Source organism: Bradyrhizobium centrolobii, from assembly GCF_001641635.1.
In the GTDB taxonomy this organism is placed as follows: domain Bacteria; phylum Pseudomonadota; class Alphaproteobacteria; order Rhizobiales; family Xanthobacteraceae; genus Bradyrhizobium; species Bradyrhizobium centrolobii.
This window is the reverse complement of the sequence record NZ_LUUB01000064.1, coordinates 1-18,514: the sequence shown is the minus strand read 5'-3', so window position 1 is coordinate 18,514 and position 18,514 is coordinate 1. Positions and strand designations below refer to the sequence as shown.

13 protein-coding genes and 1 tRNA gene are annotated in these 18,514 nt (G+C 63.6%); 2 read left to right on the top strand and 12 right to left on the bottom strand.

The genetic code is table 11. The annotated features are described in order from the left end of the window. Nucleotides 1-155: 155 nt before the first annotated feature. The 10 genes from rpoC to AYJ54_RS20985 form a co-directional block, all read right to left on the bottom strand. Nucleotides 156-4,352 carry a DNA-directed RNA polymerase subunit beta' gene (rpoC, locus tag AYJ54_RS21030; RefSeq protein WP_063701813.1) on the bottom strand — a complete coding sequence of 1,399 codons (4,197 nt, stop codon included), beginning with the start codon at nt 4,350-4,352 and terminating at the stop codon, nt 156-158. A gap of 132 nt (nt 4,353-4,484) precedes the next feature. After that, nucleotides 4,485-8,603, bottom strand: a complete 4,119-nt coding sequence (gene rpoB, locus AYJ54_RS21025; protein ID WP_063701811.1) for a DNA-directed RNA polymerase subunit beta — start codon at nt 8,601-8,603, stop codon at nt 4,485-4,487. Between the two features lie 514 nt (nt 8,604-9,117). Further along, nucleotides 9,118-9,495, bottom strand: coding sequence for a 50S ribosomal protein L7/L12 (gene rplL / locus AYJ54_RS21020; protein WP_024342440.1), 378 nt, complete (start codon nt 9,493-9,495; stop codon nt 9,118-9,120). A gap of 54 nt (nt 9,496-9,549) precedes the next feature. Then, on the bottom strand, nt 9,550-10,068 hold the full coding sequence (gene rplJ, locus AYJ54_RS21015) for a 50S ribosomal protein L10 (RefSeq protein WP_063701810.1): 519 nt from the start codon (nt 10,066-10,068) through the stop codon (nt 9,550-9,552). Between the two features lie 571 nt (nt 10,069-10,639). Continuing rightward, nucleotides 10,640-11,593 carry a 2-hydroxyacid dehydrogenase gene (locus AYJ54_RS21010; RefSeq protein WP_063701808.1) on the bottom strand — a complete coding sequence of 318 codons (954 nt, stop codon included), beginning with the start codon at nt 11,591-11,593 and terminating at the stop codon, nt 10,640-10,642. A 97-nt stretch (nt 11,594-11,690) separates the two neighbouring features. Continuing rightward, nucleotides 11,691-12,383, bottom strand: a complete 693-nt coding sequence (gene rplA, locus AYJ54_RS21005) for a 50S ribosomal protein L1 (RefSeq protein ID WP_063701806.1) — start codon at nt 12,381-12,383, stop codon at nt 11,691-11,693. Between the two features lie 6 nt (nt 12,384-12,389). Beyond that, on the bottom strand, nt 12,390-12,818 hold the full coding sequence (gene rplK, locus AYJ54_RS21000) for a 50S ribosomal protein L11 (protein WP_011088164.1): 429 nt from the start codon (nt 12,816-12,818) through the stop codon (nt 12,390-12,392). Nucleotides 12,819-12,951: 133 nt separating this feature from the next. After that, nucleotides 12,952-13,509 carry a transcription termination/antitermination protein NusG gene (gene nusG / locus AYJ54_RS20995; RefSeq protein ID WP_063701804.1) on the bottom strand — a complete coding sequence of 186 codons (558 nt, stop codon included), beginning with the start codon at nt 13,507-13,509 and terminating at the stop codon, nt 12,952-12,954. Next, a complete protein-coding gene (gene secE, locus AYJ54_RS20990; RefSeq protein ID WP_027520978.1) occupies nt 13,509-13,700 on the bottom strand; it encodes a preprotein translocase subunit SecE in 192 nt (63 codons plus the stop codon). Before secE ends, nusG begins: the two co-directional genes overlap by 1 nt. Before the next feature lie 337 nt (nt 13,701-14,037). Further along, nucleotides 14,038-14,113, bottom strand: a tRNA-Trp gene (locus tag AYJ54_RS20985). A gap of 150 nt (nt 14,114-14,263) precedes the next feature. Here AYJ54_RS20985 and AYJ54_RS20980 point away from each other — a divergent pair. After that, nucleotides 14,264-15,499, top strand: a complete 1,236-nt coding sequence (locus AYJ54_RS20980; RefSeq protein ID WP_063701802.1) for a serine hydrolase domain-containing protein — start codon at nt 14,264-14,266, stop codon at nt 15,497-15,499. A gap of 185 nt (nt 15,500-15,684) precedes the next feature. Here the strand turns inward: AYJ54_RS20980 and AYJ54_RS20975 are convergent, their stop codons facing one another. Both AYJ54_RS20975 and AYJ54_RS20970 read right to left on the bottom strand, forming a co-directional pair. Continuing rightward, entirely contained in the window at nt 15,685-16,452 is a 768-nt protein-coding gene (locus tag AYJ54_RS20975) for an SDR family NAD(P)-dependent oxidoreductase (RefSeq protein ID WP_063701800.1), read from the bottom strand. A 70-nt stretch (nt 16,453-16,522) separates the two neighbouring features. Beyond that, the gene (locus tag AYJ54_RS20970) at nt 16,523-17,221 is read right to left on the bottom strand and encodes a histidine phosphatase family protein (protein ID WP_063701798.1); all 699 of its coding nucleotides are present in this window, start codon (nt 17,219-17,221) and stop codon (nt 16,523-16,525) included. Nucleotides 17,222-17,374: 153 nt separating this feature from the next. On the opposite strand from AYJ54_RS20970, the gene AYJ54_RS20965 reads away from it, so the two are divergent. Continuing rightward, entirely contained in the window at nt 17,375-18,160 is a 786-nt protein-coding gene (locus tag AYJ54_RS20965) for an SDR family NAD(P)-dependent oxidoreductase (RefSeq protein ID WP_063701797.1), read from the top strand. Nucleotides 18,161-18,514: the final 354 nt, after the last annotated feature.

Below are 18,514 nucleotides of genomic sequence, written 5' to 3'. Positions count from 1 at the left end.
GACCACCGGTCTAAGCTGCCCTAGCAAAAGCGCTTTTCAGCCTGAAGGAAAGATGAACAAAGGTCGTCCCTGCACCGCAGCAAGGAAAGAAAGCAGCAAAAAGGCCGGCAAACGCCGGCCTTTTCATTGTCCTCGGTAATCCTACGGATGAAGCATCATTCCGCAGGCGGCAGCGCTACCGGTTCGGCTTCCGGCGCCGGCGGCACGACCGAGGCCTGCTTCTCGCGCTCGTCGAGGATCAGCTTGTCGCGCTTCATGGCGACTTCGCGGATCTTGGCCATGGAGGCGCCGGTGCCTGCCGGGATCAGCCGGCCGACGATGACGTTCTCCTTGAGGCCCTCGAGCGGGTCGATCTTGCCGTTGACCGCCGCCTCCGTGAGGACGCGGGTGGTCTCCTGGAACGAAGCCGCCGAGAAGAACGAGCGGGTCTGGAGGCTCGCCTTGGTGATGCCGAGCAGAACCGGCGTACCCGTGGCGGGCTTCTTGCCCTCTTCCTTCGCCTTCTCGTTGAGCGCGTCGAACTCGATCTTGTCGACCTGCTCGCCCGAGATCATGTCCGTATCGCCCTGGTCGGTGATCTCCACCTTCTGGAGCATCTGGCGGACAATCACCTCGATGTGCTTGTCGTTGATGAGCACGCCCTGAAGCCGGTAGACCTCCTGGATCTCGTTGACCAGATAGGCCGCGAGCTCCTCGATGCCCTTGATCGCCAGGATGTCGTGCGGCGCCGGGTTGCCTTCCACGATGAAGTCGCCCTTTTCGACGACGTCGCCGTCCTGAAGGTGGATGTGCTTGCCCTTCGGGATCAGGTACTCGCGCGCCTCTTCGGTCTTGTCCATCGGCTCGATCGAGATGCGGCGCTTGTTCTTGTAGTCGCGGCCAAACCGGATGGTGCCCGCGATTTCCGCGATGATCGCCGCGTCCTTTGGACGCCGTGCTTCGAACAGTTCCGCCACACGCGGCAGACCGCCCGTGATGTCACGCGTCTTGGCGCTTTCGGTCGAGATACGGGCGAGGATGTCGCCCGGCTGGACCTTGGCACCGATGTCGACCGACAGAATGGCGTCGACCGACAGCATGTAGCGGGCATCGCCGCCACGGGCGAGCTTGAGCACCTTGCCGTCCTTGCCCTTGATCACGATGGCCGGACGCAGGTCCGAGCCGCCGCGGGTCGAGCGCCAGTCGATGACCACGCGCTTGGCAATGCCGGTGGATTCGTCGAGCGTTTCCGAGATCGACTGACCCTCGACCAGATCCTCGAAGCCGATGGTGCCTTCCACCTCGGTGAGAATCGGACGGGTGTACGGATCCCACTCGGCGATGCGCTGGCCGCGCTTGACCATGTCGCCCTCGTCGACATGCAGGCGCGAGCCGTACTGGATGCGGTGCGTCGCACGCTCGGTGCCGTCGGCATCGACGATCGCCACCACCATGTTGCGCACCATCGCGATCAGGTGACCCTCGCCGTTGCGGGCGATGGCCTTGTTCTTGATCACGATCTTGCCGTCGAAGTTGGATTCGACGAACGACTGCTCGTTGAGCTGCGCCGCACCGCCGATGTGGAAGGTGCGCATGGTCAGCTGGGTGCCCGGCTCGCCGATCGACTGCGCCGCGATGACGCCGACCGCTTCGCCGTGATTGACCGGCGTGCCGCGGGCGAGGTCGCGGCCGTAGCACTTGCCGCAGATGCCGTTGACGAGCTCGCAGGTCAGCGCCGAGCGGATCTTCACCTCCTGGACACCCCCCTGGTGGATGGCATCCACGTGGCTCTCTTCCATCAGCGTGCCGCGCTTGACGATCACCTTGCCAGAGGCGTCGCGCACGTCATCGCAGGCCACGCGGCCCAGGATGCGCGAGCCGAGCGAGGCCACCACGGTGCCGGCATCGACGATGGCGCGCATCTTGATGCCGAGCTTGGTGCCGCAATCGTCCTGCGTGATGATGCAGTCCTGCGCCACGTCGACCAGACGGCGGGTCAGGTAGCCGGAGTTCGCGGTCTTCAACGCGGTGTCCGCGAGGCCCTTGCGGGCGCCGTGGGTCGAGTTGAAGTACTCGAGCACCGAGAGGCCTTCCTTGAAGTTCGAGATGATCGGCGTCTCGATGATCTCACCCGACGGCTTGGCCATCAGGCCGCGCATGCCGGCCAGCTGACGCATCTGCGCCGGCGAACCACGCGCACCGGAGTGGGCCATCATGTAGATCGAGTTGATGTCGGCATCGGCTCCGCTCGCCGTCTTCTTGGTCGCGGAGATCTCCTTCATCATCGCCTTGGCGATTTCTTCGGTCGCCTTCGACCAGGCGTCGACGACCTTGTTGTACTTCTCGCCATGGGTGATCAGACCGTCATTGTACTGCTGCTCGAAATCCTTCGCCAGCGTACGGGTGGTGTCGACGATCTTCCACTTGCCGTGCGGCACGACCATGTCGTCCTTGCCGAACGAGATGCCGGCCTTGAACGCGTTGTAGAAGCCGAGCGCCATGATGCGGTCGCAGAAGATCACAGTCTCCTTCTGGCCGCAGTGGCGGTAGACCTGGTCGATCACGCCGGAGATCTCGCGCTTGGTCATCAGCTTGTTGATGATGTCGAACGAGATCTTCGGGTTCTTCGGCAGCACGTTGCCGAGCATGATGCGGCCAGGTGTGGTCTCGATCCAGCGGCGCGCCGGCTTGCCGTCCTCGCCGATGCCCTCCCACCGGTACTTGATCTTGGTGTGGAGGTGGATGACCTTCGAGTGCAGCGCGTGCTCGAGCTCGGACATCTCGCCGAACGCCTTGCCCTCGCCGGGCATGCCTTCGCGCAGGATCGAGAGATAGTAGAGACCGAGCACGATGTCCTGCGACGGCACGATGATCGGCTGGCCGTTCGCCGGATGCAGGATGTTGTTGGTCGACATCATCAGGACGCGCGCTTCCAGCTGCGCTTCCAGCGACAGCGGAACGTGCACGGCCATCTGGTCGCCGTCGAAGTCGGCGTTGAACGCGGCGCAGACCAGCGGGTGGAGCTGGATCGCCTTGCCCTCGATCAGCACGGGCTCGAACGCCTGGATGCCGAGGCGGTGCAGCGTCGGGGCGCGGTTGAGCAGCACCGGATGCTCGCGGATCACCTCGTCCAGGATGTCCCAGACCTCGGGCCGCTCCTTCTCGACCAGCTTCTTCGCCTGCTTGACGGTGGTGGACAGGCCCTTGGCGTCAAGCCGCGAGTAGATGAACGGCTTGAACAGCTCGAGCGCCATCTTCTTCGGCAGGCCGCACTGATGCAGGCGCAGCTCGGGACCGACCACGATCACCGAACGACCCGAATAGTCGACGCGCTTGCCGAGCAGGTTCTGACGGAAGCGGCCCTGCTTGCCCTTGAGCATGTCGGCAAGCGACTTCAGCGGGCGCTTGTTGGCACCGGTGATGACGCGGCCGCGGCGGCCGTTGTCGAACAGCGCGTCGACGGCCTCCTGAAGCATGCGCTTCTCGTTGCGGATGATGATGTCCGGCGCGCGCAGCTCCATCAGCCGCTTCAAGCGGTTGTTGCGGTTGATGACGCGACGGTAGAGGTCGTTGAGGTCCGAGGTCGCGAAGCGGCCGCCGTCCAGCGGCACCAGCGGACGCAGATCCGGCGGGATCACCGGGATCACGGTCATGATCATCCATTCCGGCTTGTTGCCGGAGTGGCGGAACGCCTCGACGATCTTCAGGCGCTTGGCGAGCTTCTTGTGCTTGATGTCGGAGTCGGTCTCCTGCATCTCGACGCGCAAGGAGGCTTCGAGCTTCTCGAGGTCCATGCCCTTGAGCAGTTCGCGGATCGCCTCAGCGCCGATCATGGCGGTGAAGGAGTCCTGGCCGTACTCGTCCTGCGCCTTCAGGTACTCGTCTTCCGACAGCAGCTGACGGTCCTTCAGCGCGGTGAGGCCCGGCTCCAGCACGACGTAGTATTCGAAGTAGAGGATCCGCTCGAGATCCTTCAGCGTCATGTCGAGCAGGAGGCCGATGCGCGAGGGCAGCGACTTAAGGAACCAGATGTGGGCAACGGGAGCTGCGAGTTCGATATGGCCCATGCGCTCGCGCCGGACGCGCGACAGCGTGACCTCGACCGAGCACTTCTCGCAGATGATGCCCTTGTACTTCATGCGCTTGTACTTGCCGCACAAGCACTCGTAGTCTTTGATGGGCCCGAAGATGCGCGCGCAGAATAGGCCGTCGCGCTCGGGCTTGAAGGTACGGTAGTTGATGGTCTCCGGCTTCTTGATCTCGCCGTAGGACCAGGACAGAATCTTCTCGGGAGACGCGATCGAGATCCGGATCTGGTCGAAGACCTGAGCCGGCGTCGTCGGGTTAAAAAGATTCATAATCTCTTGGTTCATCGTCTTCTCCTCGCGTGCCGGTCGCCTCCCGGCAGCAAATTCGAAAATCTCACTTCGCGGGGCGCCCTGCCCTCAAGGCTCCGGACCGAGCGCCGATGCCCGGCCGACCCGGGCCGGGCATGAATGGTCGCGTTACTCGGCCGCTTCCGACGTCGGCGCCGGTCCCATCTTGGAATTGTGCAGGTCGACGTTGAGGCCGAGCGAGCGCATTTCCTTGACCAGCACGTTGAACGATTCCGGAATACCGGCCTCGAAGGTGTCGTCGCCACGCACGATCGCCTCGTACACCTTGGTACGGCCGGCGACGTCGTCCGACTTCACGGTCAGCATTTCCTGGAGCGTGTACGCCGCGCCGTAAGCCTCGAGCGCCCACACCTCCATTTCGCCGAAGCGCTGGCCGCCGAACTGCGCCTTGCCGCCCAGCGGCTGCTGGGTGACGAGCGAGTACGGACCGATCGAACGCGCATGGATCTTGTCGTCGACGAGGTGGTGCAGCTTCAGCATGTAGATGTAGCCCACCGTCACCTTGCGATCGAAGGGATCGCCGGTGCGGCCGTCATAGACGGTCGACTGACCCGAAGCGTCGAGACCGGCGAGCTTGAGCATCTCCTCGATGTCGGACTCCTTGGCGCCGTCGAACACCGGCGTCGCGATCGGCACGCCGTGGCTCAGGTTGCGGCCGAGCTCGATCAGTTCGCCGTCATTGAGCGTCTTGATCGTCTCGTCCTCGCCGTAGATCCGCTTCAAGGTCTCCTTCAGCGGCTTGATGTCCTGCTTCGACAGGTAGGCATCGACCGTCTGGCCGATGCGCCTGCCGAGGCCGGCACAGGCCCAACCGAGATGGGTCTCGAGGATCTGTCCGACGTTCATGCGCGAGGGCACGCCGAGCGGGTTGAGCACGATGTCGGCATGCGTACCGTCCTCGAGGAACGGCATGTCCTCGATCGGCACGATCTTCGACACCACGCCCTTGTTGCCGTGGCGGCCGGCCATCTTGTCGCCGGGCTGGATCTTGCGCTTCACCGCGACGAAGACCTTGACCATCTTCATCACGCCGGGCGGCAGCTCGTCGCCGCGCTGGAGCTTCTCGACCTTGTCGAGGAAGCGCTGCTCGAGCCCCTTCTTCGACTCATCGTATTGCTTCCGCATGGCCTCGATCTCGGCCATCAGCTTGTCGTTGGGCGAAGCGAACAGCCACCACTGCGACTTCGGATACTCCTCGAGCACCGCACGGGTGATCTTGGTGTCCTTCTTGAAGCCCTTCGGACCGGCGATGCCCTGCCGTCCCTCAAGGAGCTCGGCAAGACGGTTGTAGACGTTGCGGTCCAGGATCGCCTGCTCGTCGTCGCGGTCCTTGGCCAGACGCTCGATCTCTTCCCGCTCGATCGCCAGCGCACGCTCGTCCTTGTCGACGCCGTGGCGGTTGAACACACGCACTTCCACGATCGTGCCCTGCACGCCCGGGGGCACGCGGAGCGAGGTGTCGCGGACGTCAGAGGCCTTCTCGCCGAAGATGGCGCGCAGAAGCTTTTCTTCCGGCGTCATCGGGCTTTCGCCCTTCGGCGTGATCTTGCCGACCAGGATGTCGCCGGCGCGCACTTCCGCACCGATATAGACGATGCCGGCTTCGTCGAGGTTCTTCAGCGCTTCTTCCGAGACGTTCGGAATGTCGCGGGTGATTTCCTCAGGGCCCAGCTTGGTGTCGCGGGCCATGACCTCGAACTCCTCGATGTGGATCGAGGTGAAGACGTCGTCCTTCACGATCCGCTCGGAGAGCAGGATCGAGTCTTCGAAGTTGTAGCCGTTCCACGGCATGAACGCGACCAGCACGTTACGGCCGAGCGCGAGCTCACCGAGATCCGTCGACGGACCGTCGGCGATGATGTCGCCCTTCTTGACGATGTCGCCAACCTTCACCAGCGGACGCTGGTTGATGCAGGTCGACTGGTTCGAGCGCTGGTACTTCATGAGCCGGTAGATATCGACGCCCGACTTGGTCGGATCGAGATCTTCGGTGGCGCGGATGACGACGCGGGTGGCGTCGATCTGGTCGATCACGCCCGAACGGCGCGCCGCGATCGCGGCACCCGAGTCACGGGCGACCACGCCTTCCATGCCGGTGCCGACGAACGGCGCCTCGGCGCGAACCAGCGGCACCGCCTGGCGCTGCATGTTCGAGCCCATCAGCGCGCGGTTGGCGTCGTCGTTCTCGAGGAACGGGATCAGCGCCGCGGCGACCGAAACGAGCTGCTTCGGCGACACGTCCATGTAGTCGACCTTGTCCGGCGTCACCGGCAGGACTTCGCCGGCGTGACGGCAGACCACGAGGTCTTCGGTGAAGCGGCCCTTCGGGTCGAGCGGCACGTTGGCCTGCGCGACCGTGTAGCGGCCCTCCTCCATCGCCGAGAGGTACACCACCTCGTCGGTGACGCGGCCGTCCTTGACCTTGCGGTACGGCGTCTCGACGAAGCCGTACTTGTTGACGCGCGCGAAGGTGGCGAGCGAGTTGATCAGACCGATGTTCGGACCTTCCGGCGTCTCGATCGGGCAGATACGGCCGTAATGCGTCGGATGCACGTCGCGCACCTCGAAGCCGGCGCGCTCGCGGGTCAGACCGCCCGGTCCAAGCGCCGACAGGCGGCGCTTGTGGGTGATCTCCGACAGCGGGTTGGTCTGGTCCATGAACTGCGAGAGCTGCGAGGAGCCGAAGAACTCGCGCACCGCGGCGGCTGCCGGCTTCGCGTTGATCAGGTCCTGCGGCATGACCGTGTCGATGTCGACCGAGGACATGCGCTCCTTGATCGCGCGCTCCATACGCAGGAGGCCGATGCGGTACTGGTTCTCCATGAGCTCGCCGACCGAGCGCACGCGGCGGTTGCCGAGGTGATCGATGTCGTCGATCTCGCCCTTGCCGTCGCGCAGGTCCACCAGCGTCTTGATGACGGAGAGGATGTCTTCCTTGCGCAGCGTGCGCTGGGTGTCGGGCGCATCGAGGTCGAGGCGCATGTTCATCTTGACGCGGCCGACCGCGGAGAGGTCGTAGCGCTCGGCATCGAAGAACAGCGACTGGAACATGGCCTGCGCCGATTCCAGCGTCGGCGGCTCGCCCGGACGCATCACCCGGTAGATGTCGAACAGCGCGTCCTCGCGCGTCATGTTCTTGTCGGCCGAGAGCGTGTTGCGGATGTAGGCGCCGACATTGACGTGATCGATGTCGAGGAGCGGCAGCTCCTTGTAGCCCTGCTCGTTGAGGGCCTTCATCAGCTTGTCGGTGATTTCCTCGCCGGCTTCGGCATAGATCTCGCCGGTCTTCGGATTGACGAGGTCTTCGGCGACGTAGTTGCCGACGAGCTCCTCATCGGCCATGCGCAGAGCCTTCAGCCCCTTCTCCTGGAGCTGGCGGGCGGCGCGCACGGTGAGCTTCTTGCCGGCCTCGAGCACGACCTTGCCGGTGTCGGCGTCGATCAGGTCGTTGATGGTCGAGTAGCCACGGAAGCGGTTGGCGTCGAACGGAACGCGCCAGCCTTCCTTGGTCCGCTTGTAGAGGATCTTCTTGTAGAAGGTGTTGAGGATCGCCTCGCCGTCGAGCCCGAGCGCGAACATCAGCGACGTCACCGGAATCTTGCGGCGACGGTCGATACGCGCATAGACGATGTCCTTGGCGTCGAACTCGATGTCGAGCCAGGAACCGCGATACGGGATCACGCGGGCAGCGAACAAGAGCTTGCCCGAGGAATGGGTCTTGCCCTTGTCGTGGTCGAAGAACACGCCGGGCGAACGGTGCATCTGGGAGACAATGACGCGCTCGGTGCCGTTGACGATAAAGGTGCCGTTCATCGTCATGAGCGGGATGTCGCCCATGTAGACGTCCTGCTCCTTGATGTCCTTCACCGACTTCGCGCCGGTTTCCTCGTCGATATCGAACACGATGAGGCGCAGCGTCACCTTGAGCGGCGCCGCGAAGGTCATGCCGCGCTGGCGGCACTCGTCGACGTCATATTTCGGCGGCTCGAACTCGTAACGGACGAACTCCAGCATCGAGGTACCGGAGAAGTCCGAGATCGGGAACACCGAACGGAACACCGCCTGCAAGCCCTCATCCGGCCGCCCGCCCGTGGGTTCGTCGACCATCAGGAACTGGTCATAGGACGCCTTCTGAACCTCGATGAGGTTCGGCATTTCGGCGACTTCCTTGATGTGTCCGAAGAACTTGCGAACGCGTTTGCGACCGGTGAATGTCTGCTGCGCCATCGTGGCCTCTCATTTCGTCGCCCGCTCTGGGCGCGCCGTCCAGGACGCGGCTGCCACCGCTCCCCGGGTTGAATTTTTCGAACCCGTTTTGGGGGCCGGAAGCCCAGTTTCAGGCCGCAATGTCCTGAATCTGTTCTTCAGACCTTCAAAACGCAAAACGACGCGCGGGGCGCTGGAGCGCACCCGCCCGTCACAACGATTGTCTTCACGGACTGCAAAAGCCCGAAATAGCCTGCTCTCCCAACGGCTTACAGGGAACTTTGGCGTCCCCGTCCACCGCGCTTTCGTGCTGTTGACCCGATATGGGGCGACAATAGTGGAGATTCGAGGGGTAAACCCTCAAATCCCCACACTTTTTCGTGTTCGGCCTGCGTCGGGCTGTTCCGTCGCACGCCTTTTGCATTCAGCCTGCCCTTCGCCAGTCATGGCCGGACTTGACCCAGCCATCCACGGCCTTGGGGCTGGATCCCGGTCTCACTGACGCTCGCCCAGGATTTCGCTGAAGTAACTCGCGTTACTTGAGCTCGACCTTCGCGCCAGCCTTCTCGAGCTGGGCCTTGATCTTGTCGGCTTCTTCCTTGTTCACGCCTTCCTTCAGCGGCTTCGGAGCGCCCTCGACGAGGTCCTTCGCTTCCTTCAGGCCCAGGCCGGTGATGGCGCGGACTTCCTTGATGACCTCGATCTTCTTGTCGCCGGCGCTGGCGAGAACGACCGTGAACTCGGTCTTCTCTTCCGCCGGAGCGGCGGCAGCGCCACCGGCAGCCGGGCCAGCCACCGCGACGGCGGCAGCAGCGGACACGCCCCACTTCTCTTCGAGGAGCTTCGCGAGTTCGGCAGCTTCGAGCACGGTGAGGCTCGAGAGGTCGTCAACGATCTTCTGCAAGTCAGCCATTGTTCAGTTTCCTTGAGTGTAAGTCTGGTTCGGGTTTGAGTTTTGCGAAGGGCGTCAGGCCGCTTCGCCCTTTGAGGCATGAGCCTGGATGACGCGCGCGAGCTTGCCCGCGGGCGCGTTGGCGAGCTGAGCCAGCTTGGTCGCCGGGGCCACGATGAGGCCGACGATCTTGCCGCGCAGTTCGTCAAGCGACGGCAGCGAGGCAAGCGCCTTCACGCCGTCGACATTCAGGACGGTCTTCCCCATCGAGCCGCCGACGACGACGAACTTTTCGTTCGCCTTGGCGAATTCGATGGCGACCTTCGGCGCCGCTACCGGATCGTTCGAAGTCGCGATCACGGTCGGCCCCTTGAGCATGGGGCCGATGGCAACGCCGTCAGTGCCTTCAAGAGCAATTTTGGCGAGACGGTTCTTCGAGACCTTCACCGAGGCGCCAGCCTGCTTCATCTGCTTGCGCAGGTTCTGCATCTGGGCAACGGTCAGGCCGGAATATTGAGCAACGATCGCGACGCTCGTGGTCTTGAAGACCTCGTTGAGCTGTTCGACCGCTTCTTTCTTTGCCGCTCGTTCCACAGCAAGCTCTCTCCGGTTGGCGGTCGTCGCAAAAAGCGGGACCGCCGGGTTGCACCCATCGTCCCACCCAAACCTGAACCTCGGGGCCAAAACCCTTCGGACACGTCGGGCAAGACGACAATTCAAAGCCTGCCCTCCCGGAACCCTTTTGCGGCCCACGGGGTGTCGAGGTCCGAACCAAACCCCTTCCGCAATCCGCTCTAAAGCTGGATGCGGAGTGAAATCCGGTCTTCACCCGTCTATGCAGGCCATGCGATTAAGCCGTTGAGAAATCGAAATTCCCCGCAGGCGCCTGCAGTCTTGGACAGGACAAGGTCAGCCGGCGAACCGCCCGACCTCTGCTCGCCTTCCACCAACCGATGGATTTTCCTTCCTTTTCCGGCAAATCCTTACGGACGTCCTGAAAAGGAATGTTCTCCTATCGTGTCGGGTTTTCGGAATGCGTGCACGAACGTGCCAGCCACCGCCAGCACGTCCGGAAGCGGTTCTTTAACCGCTCCGGGCCGGTTTAACAAGAGCAAAATTCACACCAGTTGCGCAGGGCCCTTGACGCGACCCAAAAAGGGCCGATTCAGGCAGTTTTGACTGCATGCGGCAGCGGCCGGCCGGCGAAGAACGCGGTCAGGTTCGCCAGCACGCAGTTCTGCATGGCGACGTGGGAGTCCAAGGTGTGGCCGCCGATATGGGGCGAGAGCACGACGTTCGGCAGCACCGTGAGCGCATCGGGTGCGTGCGGTTCCTCCTGGTAGACGTCGAGGCCGGCCCCGGCGATGGTCTTGTCGCTCAAGGCCGCAACAAGGGCCTTCTCGTCGATCACCGAGCCGCGAGAGATGTTGACGACATAACCGTCCTCGCCGAGGCGCTTCAGGATGTCGGCGTTGACGACGTGCTGGGTCTCGGCACCAGCGCGGACCGCGATCATCAGCACGCTGCACCAGTCGGAAAGCGCCTCAAGCGACGGGAAATACTGATACGGCAGATCGTGCTTGGTGCGGCTGAAATAGCCGACCTCGGCCTCGAACGCCGCGCAGCGTGCGGCAATCTTGCGGCCGATCTCGCCCATGCCGTAGACGCCGATGCGCCGGCCAGGCATCCCGGCCTGCGGTCGCATCATCGGCGACTGCCTTGACGAGGCCCAGTCGCCGCTGCGGACATATTGGTCGGCAATCAGGATCCGCCGGGTCGCAGCTAACATCAGGGTCATCGCGATATCGGCGACGGAGGCTGCGTTGGCGCCCGGGCTGTGGCCGACCGCAATCTTGCGCGCCGCAGCGGCTTTGAGGTCGACACCGTCATAGCCGGTGCCGTAGCAGACGATCGCCCCCAGCTTCGGCAGCCGGTCCATTGCCTCCGCGCCGAGCGGGCTGCCGCCAGCGGTAAGCAGCGCCCGGATGCCTGCGAGCTCGTTACCCGAAAACACGTCCTGCGCCGGCTTGCCGCCGGTATCGAGCAGCTCGAAGCGCTCGGCGAAACGCGCCATCATCGTCTTCGGGAAGCGCGAGTAGATCAGGACCTTGTCAGCCATTGTTCTTGTTTCCGGTGAGCTCGGCGTCACAAACGGAAGGGGCGGAATCGGTTGCCCAATTCCGCCCCTCACCTCATCTCTCTATTCCTGTAAGCCTTTAGCCGAGGATGGTGCCTGGCTCGACCTTCACGCCGGGGCCCATCGTCGACGACACCGCAACGCGCTGGATGTAGGTGCCCTTGGAGCCCGCGGGCTTCGCCTTGGCGACTGCATCTGCAAGCGCCTTGACGTTCTCGACCAGCTTGTCCTCGGAAAACGAGGCCTTGCCGACGCCGGCCTGCACGATGCCGGCCTTCTCGACGCGGAACTCGACCGAGCCGCCCTTGGCGCCCTTCACCGCACCGGTGACGTCCATGGTCACGGTGCCGATCTTCGGGTTCGGCATCAGGCCGCGCGGGCCGAGCACCTTACCGAGACGGCCGACCAGCGGCATCATGTCGGGCGTGGCGATGCAGCGGTCGAAATCGATCGTGCCGTTCTGCACCTTCTCGACCAGGTCCTCGGCGCCGACGACGTCGGCACCCGCAGCCTTGGCCTCGTCGGCCTTGGCGCCACGGGCGAACACGCCGACGCGGAGCGTACGGCCGGTGCCGTTCGGCAGGGTCACGACGCCGCGGACCATCTGGTCGGCGTGACGGGGATCGACGCCGAGATTGATCGCGACCTCGATGGTCTCGTCGAACTTCGCTTTCGCGCGTTCCTTGACCATCTTGATGGCTTCCGCCAACGGATAAAGCTTTTCGCGGTCAACGCCTTCGCGGGCTTTGTTCAAACGCTTTCCGATTGCCATGACCGCTTACCCCGCAACTTCCAGACCCATCGAGCGGGCGGAGCCCTCGACCATCTTCATGGCCGATTCGATAGTGTCGCAATTCAAGTCCTTCATCTTCTTCTCGGCGATCTCGCGCACCTGCGCCTTGGTCACCTTGCCGGCCTTGTCACGGCCCGGCGCCTTCGAGCCGGACTGGATCTTGGCGGCCTGCTTGAGGAAGTAGGACATCGGCGGCGTCTTCATCTCGAAGGTGAAGGAACGGTCCGCATAGATGGTGATGATCACCGGGATCGGGGTGTTCTTCTCTTCCTTCTGGGTCTGGGCGTTGAACGCCTTGCAGAACTCCATGATGTTGAGACCGCGCTGACCGAGCGCGGGACCGATCGGGGGCGAAGGATTCGCCGCGCCGGCCGGGACCTGAAGCTTCAGGTATCCGGTCACTTTCTTTGCCATGTATCACTCCTGTTGTGCCGGCAGGCTGCCGGCGGTTTCAGGTTCGTGGTCTGGGTCGGTTGCGGCTGGCGACCGCCCTCTCCCTCCCACGGCCTCTTTCCGCGCGAAGCTTTTGGCTTCACGCGTTACCCGATCAGACCTTCTCGACCTGACCGAATTCCAGTTCGACCGGCGTGGCGCGGCCGAAGATCGACACCGCGACCTTCACGCGCGAGCGCGCCTCGTCGATTTCCTCGACCACGCCCGAGAACGAGGCGAACGGGCCGTCGGCCACGCGCACGTTCTCGCCGATCTCGAACGACACCGACGCCTTCGGGCGTTCCACGCCCTCCTGCATCTGGTTCAGGATCCGCATGGCCTCCGATTCCGAGATCGGCATTGGCTTGTTCTCGGCACCGAGGAAGCCGGTGACCTTGGGCGTGTTCTTGATCAGATGGAACGCCTCGTCGGTCAGCCGCATCTTCACCAGCACGTAACCCGGGAAGAACTTGCGCTCGGCGTCGATCTTGCGGCCGCGGCGCACTTCCGTGACCTTCTCGATCGGCACCAGCACCTGCTCGAACAGCTCCTCGAGCCCGCGCTGCTTGGCCTGCTCGCGGATGGATTCGGCGACTTTCTTCTCAAAGTTCGAATAGGCGTGGACGATGTACCAGCGCTTGTCGGACGATTGAATTGCGGCGGCTGTTGCCATCAGTGAATGCCCAAAAGAAGGGTGACGAGGTAACGGATGATCTGGTCGGCGGCGAAGAAGAAGATCGAGGCCAGCGCGACCATGACGAACACCATGATGGTGGTGATCGTCGTCTCGCGGCGGGTCGGCCAGGTGACCTTGGCGGTCTCCGAGCGCACTTCCTGCAAGAACTTGAACGGGCTGACTGCCATCGTTTGATGTCCAAAGTCCGTCGTGAGACGAGAAAAGATTTCAGGGATCCGAACAGCCGCCTTTGGCCCAACCCTCGCGTGAAGGATGAGCCGGAAACCGGGCTCGCTTGTTCGGGATTTAAAAGCCGCGCCGGAAATCCGCGTCTAACGGGCCGGCAGCAGGTGCGGGGTAGATACTGCGGATAGGGCCAAAGGTCAAGATATCGGCACGCCGCACCGGACGGGTTCGGCTCTTGGCCAGCATCCGCAGACCTGATCCGGATCAAGGGCTTACCGGACTGGCCGGAAGCGCCATCCGAGCTCCGCCCTGCATCTGATCCTGGTTGTCGGGATTAGCTGGCAGGAGTGGCAGGGCTCGAACCTGCGACCCCCGGTTTTGGAGACCGGTGCTCTACCAATTGAGCTACACTCCTACGAACCCTGCGTCGCCTTAGGGTCAGGCGCGCTTTCAAGCACAGGGGGCGGCCGGATTGCAAGGGAGAAGCGCGCTGGCTTCGCTTGTTTGTGCAGCGGCTTCCGGGTCACAGTTCATTCCCGATAATAAAGAGCAACCGGGAGTGCCCATGACTGCCGAAGCGACCGCACACGCCGCCCTTCACGCCACGATCACGCCGAAAACGCCGCCTTTGCCGGAGGCGAAGCCGGAAACGCTGGGCCTGTCGCGTCCCCGCCTCCAGGCGATGTCGGACGCCTTCAAGCGAGAGATCGACAAGGGAACCGTTCCCGGCGTCACCGTGCTGGTCGCGCGCCGCGGCCAGGTCGGCTGGTTCGAGGCGCTGGGGCGGCAGGGCCCGGCCAGTGCCGCGCCGATGGCGCGTGATTCGATCTTCCGCATCTTCTCGATGACCAAGCCGATCGTCTCCGTCGGCGTCATGGCGCTGATCGAGGACGGCCACCTCCTGCTCGGGGATCCCGTGGCGAAGTTCATCCCGGAGTTCGCCGACCAGAAGGTCGGCGTGATCGATGGCGGCAAGCTGGAACTGGTTCCGCCCAAACGGCCGATGACGGTGCAGGACCTGCTCCGCCACACCTCGGGTCTGACCTATGAGCACCAGGGCGACGGACCCGTGCACAAGATCTACCAGGACTCGCGGCTGCGCAGCCGCAAGATCACCAATGCCGAGCACGCCGCACTGGTGGCGAGCTTCCCACTTCTCTGCCATCCCGGCGCGGAGTTCAACTACAGCCGCTCGACCGACATCCTCGGGCGCATCATCGAGGTCATCAGCGGCAAGTCGCTCGGCGCCTTCCTGACCGAACGCATCCTTGCGCCGCTTCAGATGGCCGAGACCGGATTCTCGACAGCTGAGGCCAATGCCGGCCGGCTTGCCGAGCCGTTCGCAGCCGATCCCTGGACCGGCGACAAGGTCGCTCTCTTCAACATGCTGGAACAGCCGGTGATGGAGTCCGGCGGCGGCGGGCTGGTCTCGACCACGATGGATTATGCCCGCTTCTGCCTGATGCTCCGCAACGGCGGCACGCTCGACGGCAACAGGATCATCGGCCGCAAGACGCTCGAGCTGATGGCCTCCGATCACCTCGGTCCTGGTGTTCTGACCAATGGCACCCTGCTCGCGCCCGGCCACGGTTTTGGCCTCGGCTTCGCGGTGCGCAAGGAAGCCGGCATCGCTCCGTTCCCCGGCAGCATCGGTCAGTATTTCTGGAGCGGCATTGCGGGGACGTTCTTCTGGATCGATCCGAAGGAGGATCTGTTCGCGGTGTTCATGAGCCAAGGCCCGGGCCAGCGCGACTACACGCGCACGCTGGTGCGGGATCTGGTTTACGCGGCGGTGGAATAGCGCGACGCTGCGTCCCCACATTCACTGTCATGCCCCGCGAAGGCGGGGCATCCAGTACTCCGCGGCGGTCGTTCGTTCGCACAACTACTGCCTCTGGGATATTGGATCGCCCGCTTTCGCGGGCGATGACAGCTGAGAATTGGCGACGGGGTCGCCCCTTCCCGTTTCAACTCCGCGCGCGCCCTTCAGCTAATCGTCGCGCCGCCGTCGATCACCATGGTCTGGCCGGTCATGAAGTCGCCGGCCTTCGATCCCAGGAACACGGCCGCGCCGGCGATCTCGTCGGGGATGCCGATGCGCAGGAGCGGCGAGCGCAAGGTCGAGGCCTTCAGGTTCTCCGGATTGTCCCACAGCGCCTTCGCAAAATCGGTCTTGATCAGGCCGGGCGCGATGCAGTTCACGCGGATGTTGTGCTTGCCGTATTCGCAGGCGAGGTTGCGCGCGAGCTGCATGTCGGCGGCCTTGGAGATCGCGTAGGCGCCGAGGATGGTCGACCCCTTCAATCCACCGATCGAGGAGACGATGATGATCGAGCCGTCCTTGCGCCCGATCATCTGCGGCACCACCATCGAGATCAGCCAGTTGTTGGCGACGATGTTGTTGTCGAGAATTTTGCGGAACTGATCGTCCGAGATGCCGGCGAGCGGGCCGTAATACGGATTCGAGGCGGCGTTGCAGACCAGCACATCGATCTTGCCGAAGGCGCGGTTGCTCTCGTCGACGAGGTTTTGCAGATTTTCCTTCGACGAGATGTTGGCGGCGATCGCGACCGCAGTTTTCTTGCCGAACTTGTCGTTGATGTCCTTGGCCACCTGATCGCAGACATCGGCCTTGCGCGAGGAGATCACGACCTTGGCGCCGTGCTCGGCCATGCGCTCGGCGATCGCGAGCCCGATACCGCGCGTCGAGCCGGTGATGACGGCGACTTTTCCCTTCATGTCGAACAAGGTCATGTTTCTCTCCCAATGTACGATTTGGATTGGCTTGAAGCTTACGCCGCGCTCGCGCACGCCGACAACGGCGTCAGGCGAGCTTCTTGACTTCCGGTCCCGCGGGCTGATGCATCGCTGCATGCGCGTCGTCCGCGATCCATGGCTGCTGGTTCACCATCGGCAAGCGCCAGACGACCCGCTCCGCGGTCGCGTAATGATCGAGCCGTGTCACCGACACATTGTCGATATCAAACGCGAGCCCCTGCTCCGGCAAACCACCGAGCGCGAGCCCCACGGCCGCCTTGATCGTACCGCCATGGCCTACCGCGATCACGTCCTGCCCCGCATGCGCGTCATTGATCCGATCGATCGCGCGACAGGTGCGGTTGTAAAGGTCCATGAAGCTTTCGCCGCCCGGCGCCGGCTCGTTGATATCGGCGAACCAGCTCGTTCCGGCGGGCCGGCTCGCGACGAACGCCGCGCGGTTCATGCCCTGCCACTTCCCGAGATTCTGTTCGGCGAAGTCGGCTTCCCACGTCATCGTCGCCGGCTTGGGAAAACCCGCCGCCCAGATCGCCTCGGCGGTCTGGTGCGTGCGCATCAGATTGCTCGAATACCAGACCGCGTTGCGCGGCAGGACCTTTGCGACTGCAGCGAACACGTAGGCGTCGCTGGTGTCGCAGGCAATGTCGCTCTGCCCGTAGATGTTGCCGCCGTCATTGCGTACCGGCGCGTGACGGACCCACCACCACCGCGTTGTGACAACCTTCTTGCCGGAGTCGGACATCATCGAAACCCTTCCATCCCGTTTGATGTCGCTGTACGTGAGTGGCGAACGTGTCTCAAGACACTTTGCCGTTTTAAGATTTCTTGGCCGTTTGAAATTCTGTTTGAAATTCCGTCGCGCGGCAAGCGTCGCGCGGGAGCCACAAGGGAGAAGCGCATGGGCCGCCTGCAAGGCAAATCCGTCATCATCACTGGCGCCGGCAGCGGCATCGGACGCGCGGCTGCGCTGCTGTTCACCAGGGAAGGCGCGAAGCTGATCGCGGTCGATCGCACCGAGGCGGTGAAGGACACCGTTGAGGAGATCAGGAAGGCCGGCGGCACGGCGGAAGCCATGATGGCGGATGCAGGCTCCGAGACGGACGTCGTCGCCGTCATCGACAAGGCGGTGAAGACGCATGGTCGGCTCGACGTGATCTGGGCCAATGCCGGCGTCTCCGGCGGACTCGTTCCGCTCGCCGAGCAGACGGTGGAGCACTGGCAGGAGATCCTGCGCGTCAACCTGATCGGGCCGTTCCTCGCGGTGAAGTATGCGATGCCGCACATGGTCAAGCAGCAGTCCGGTTCGATCGTGCTGACCGCTTCCGTTGCGGGCCTCAAGGCCGGCGCGAGCGGACACCCCTACGCCGCGAGCAAGGCCGGCGTGATCAGCCTGGTGCAGACCACCGCCTACTCGCTCACCGGCACCGGCGTGCGCATCAACGCGGTCTGCCCCGGCCTGATCGAAACCGGCATGACCAAGCCGATCTTCGACCGCGCCAAGGAGCGCGGCACCTCCGACAAGATCGGCCAGCTCAACCCCCTGAAGCGCCCCGGCCAGCCGCACGAGCTCGCGGCGATGGGACTGTTCCTGGCAAGCGACGAGGCGTCGTATGTGAACGGCCAGGCGTTTCCGGTGGACGGCGGTCTCACCGCGTCGATGCCGTATACAGGGAAACCGGTTTAGCAGGCGCGATCTCCTCGATGAAGGCCGGGCCAGACCCGGCCGTTTGCGTACTGACGTCTTGCGCGACGACGGTGCAACATCTTCAGTGTCGTCCCGGCGAAAGCCGGGACCCATATGTGGACGGCCCCCGTGGCACAAGAGCTTTGTGAGGTTTGATCGGATCGCTTGCGTCCATATGTCCGGCCTGTTGGTGCGGCNTGTTGGGCCGCTGGCCAAGATGGTTTCCGCGACGCGAGTTCCAATCAACCACGCGACCTCGTTCGGCCGATGGGTCCCACGGATTTGCTCGCATCTTTGAACGATCGATCGCACCATCTCCTTTGCTCTTGCAGCTCCGGTTCGGCCGGTGGGCTA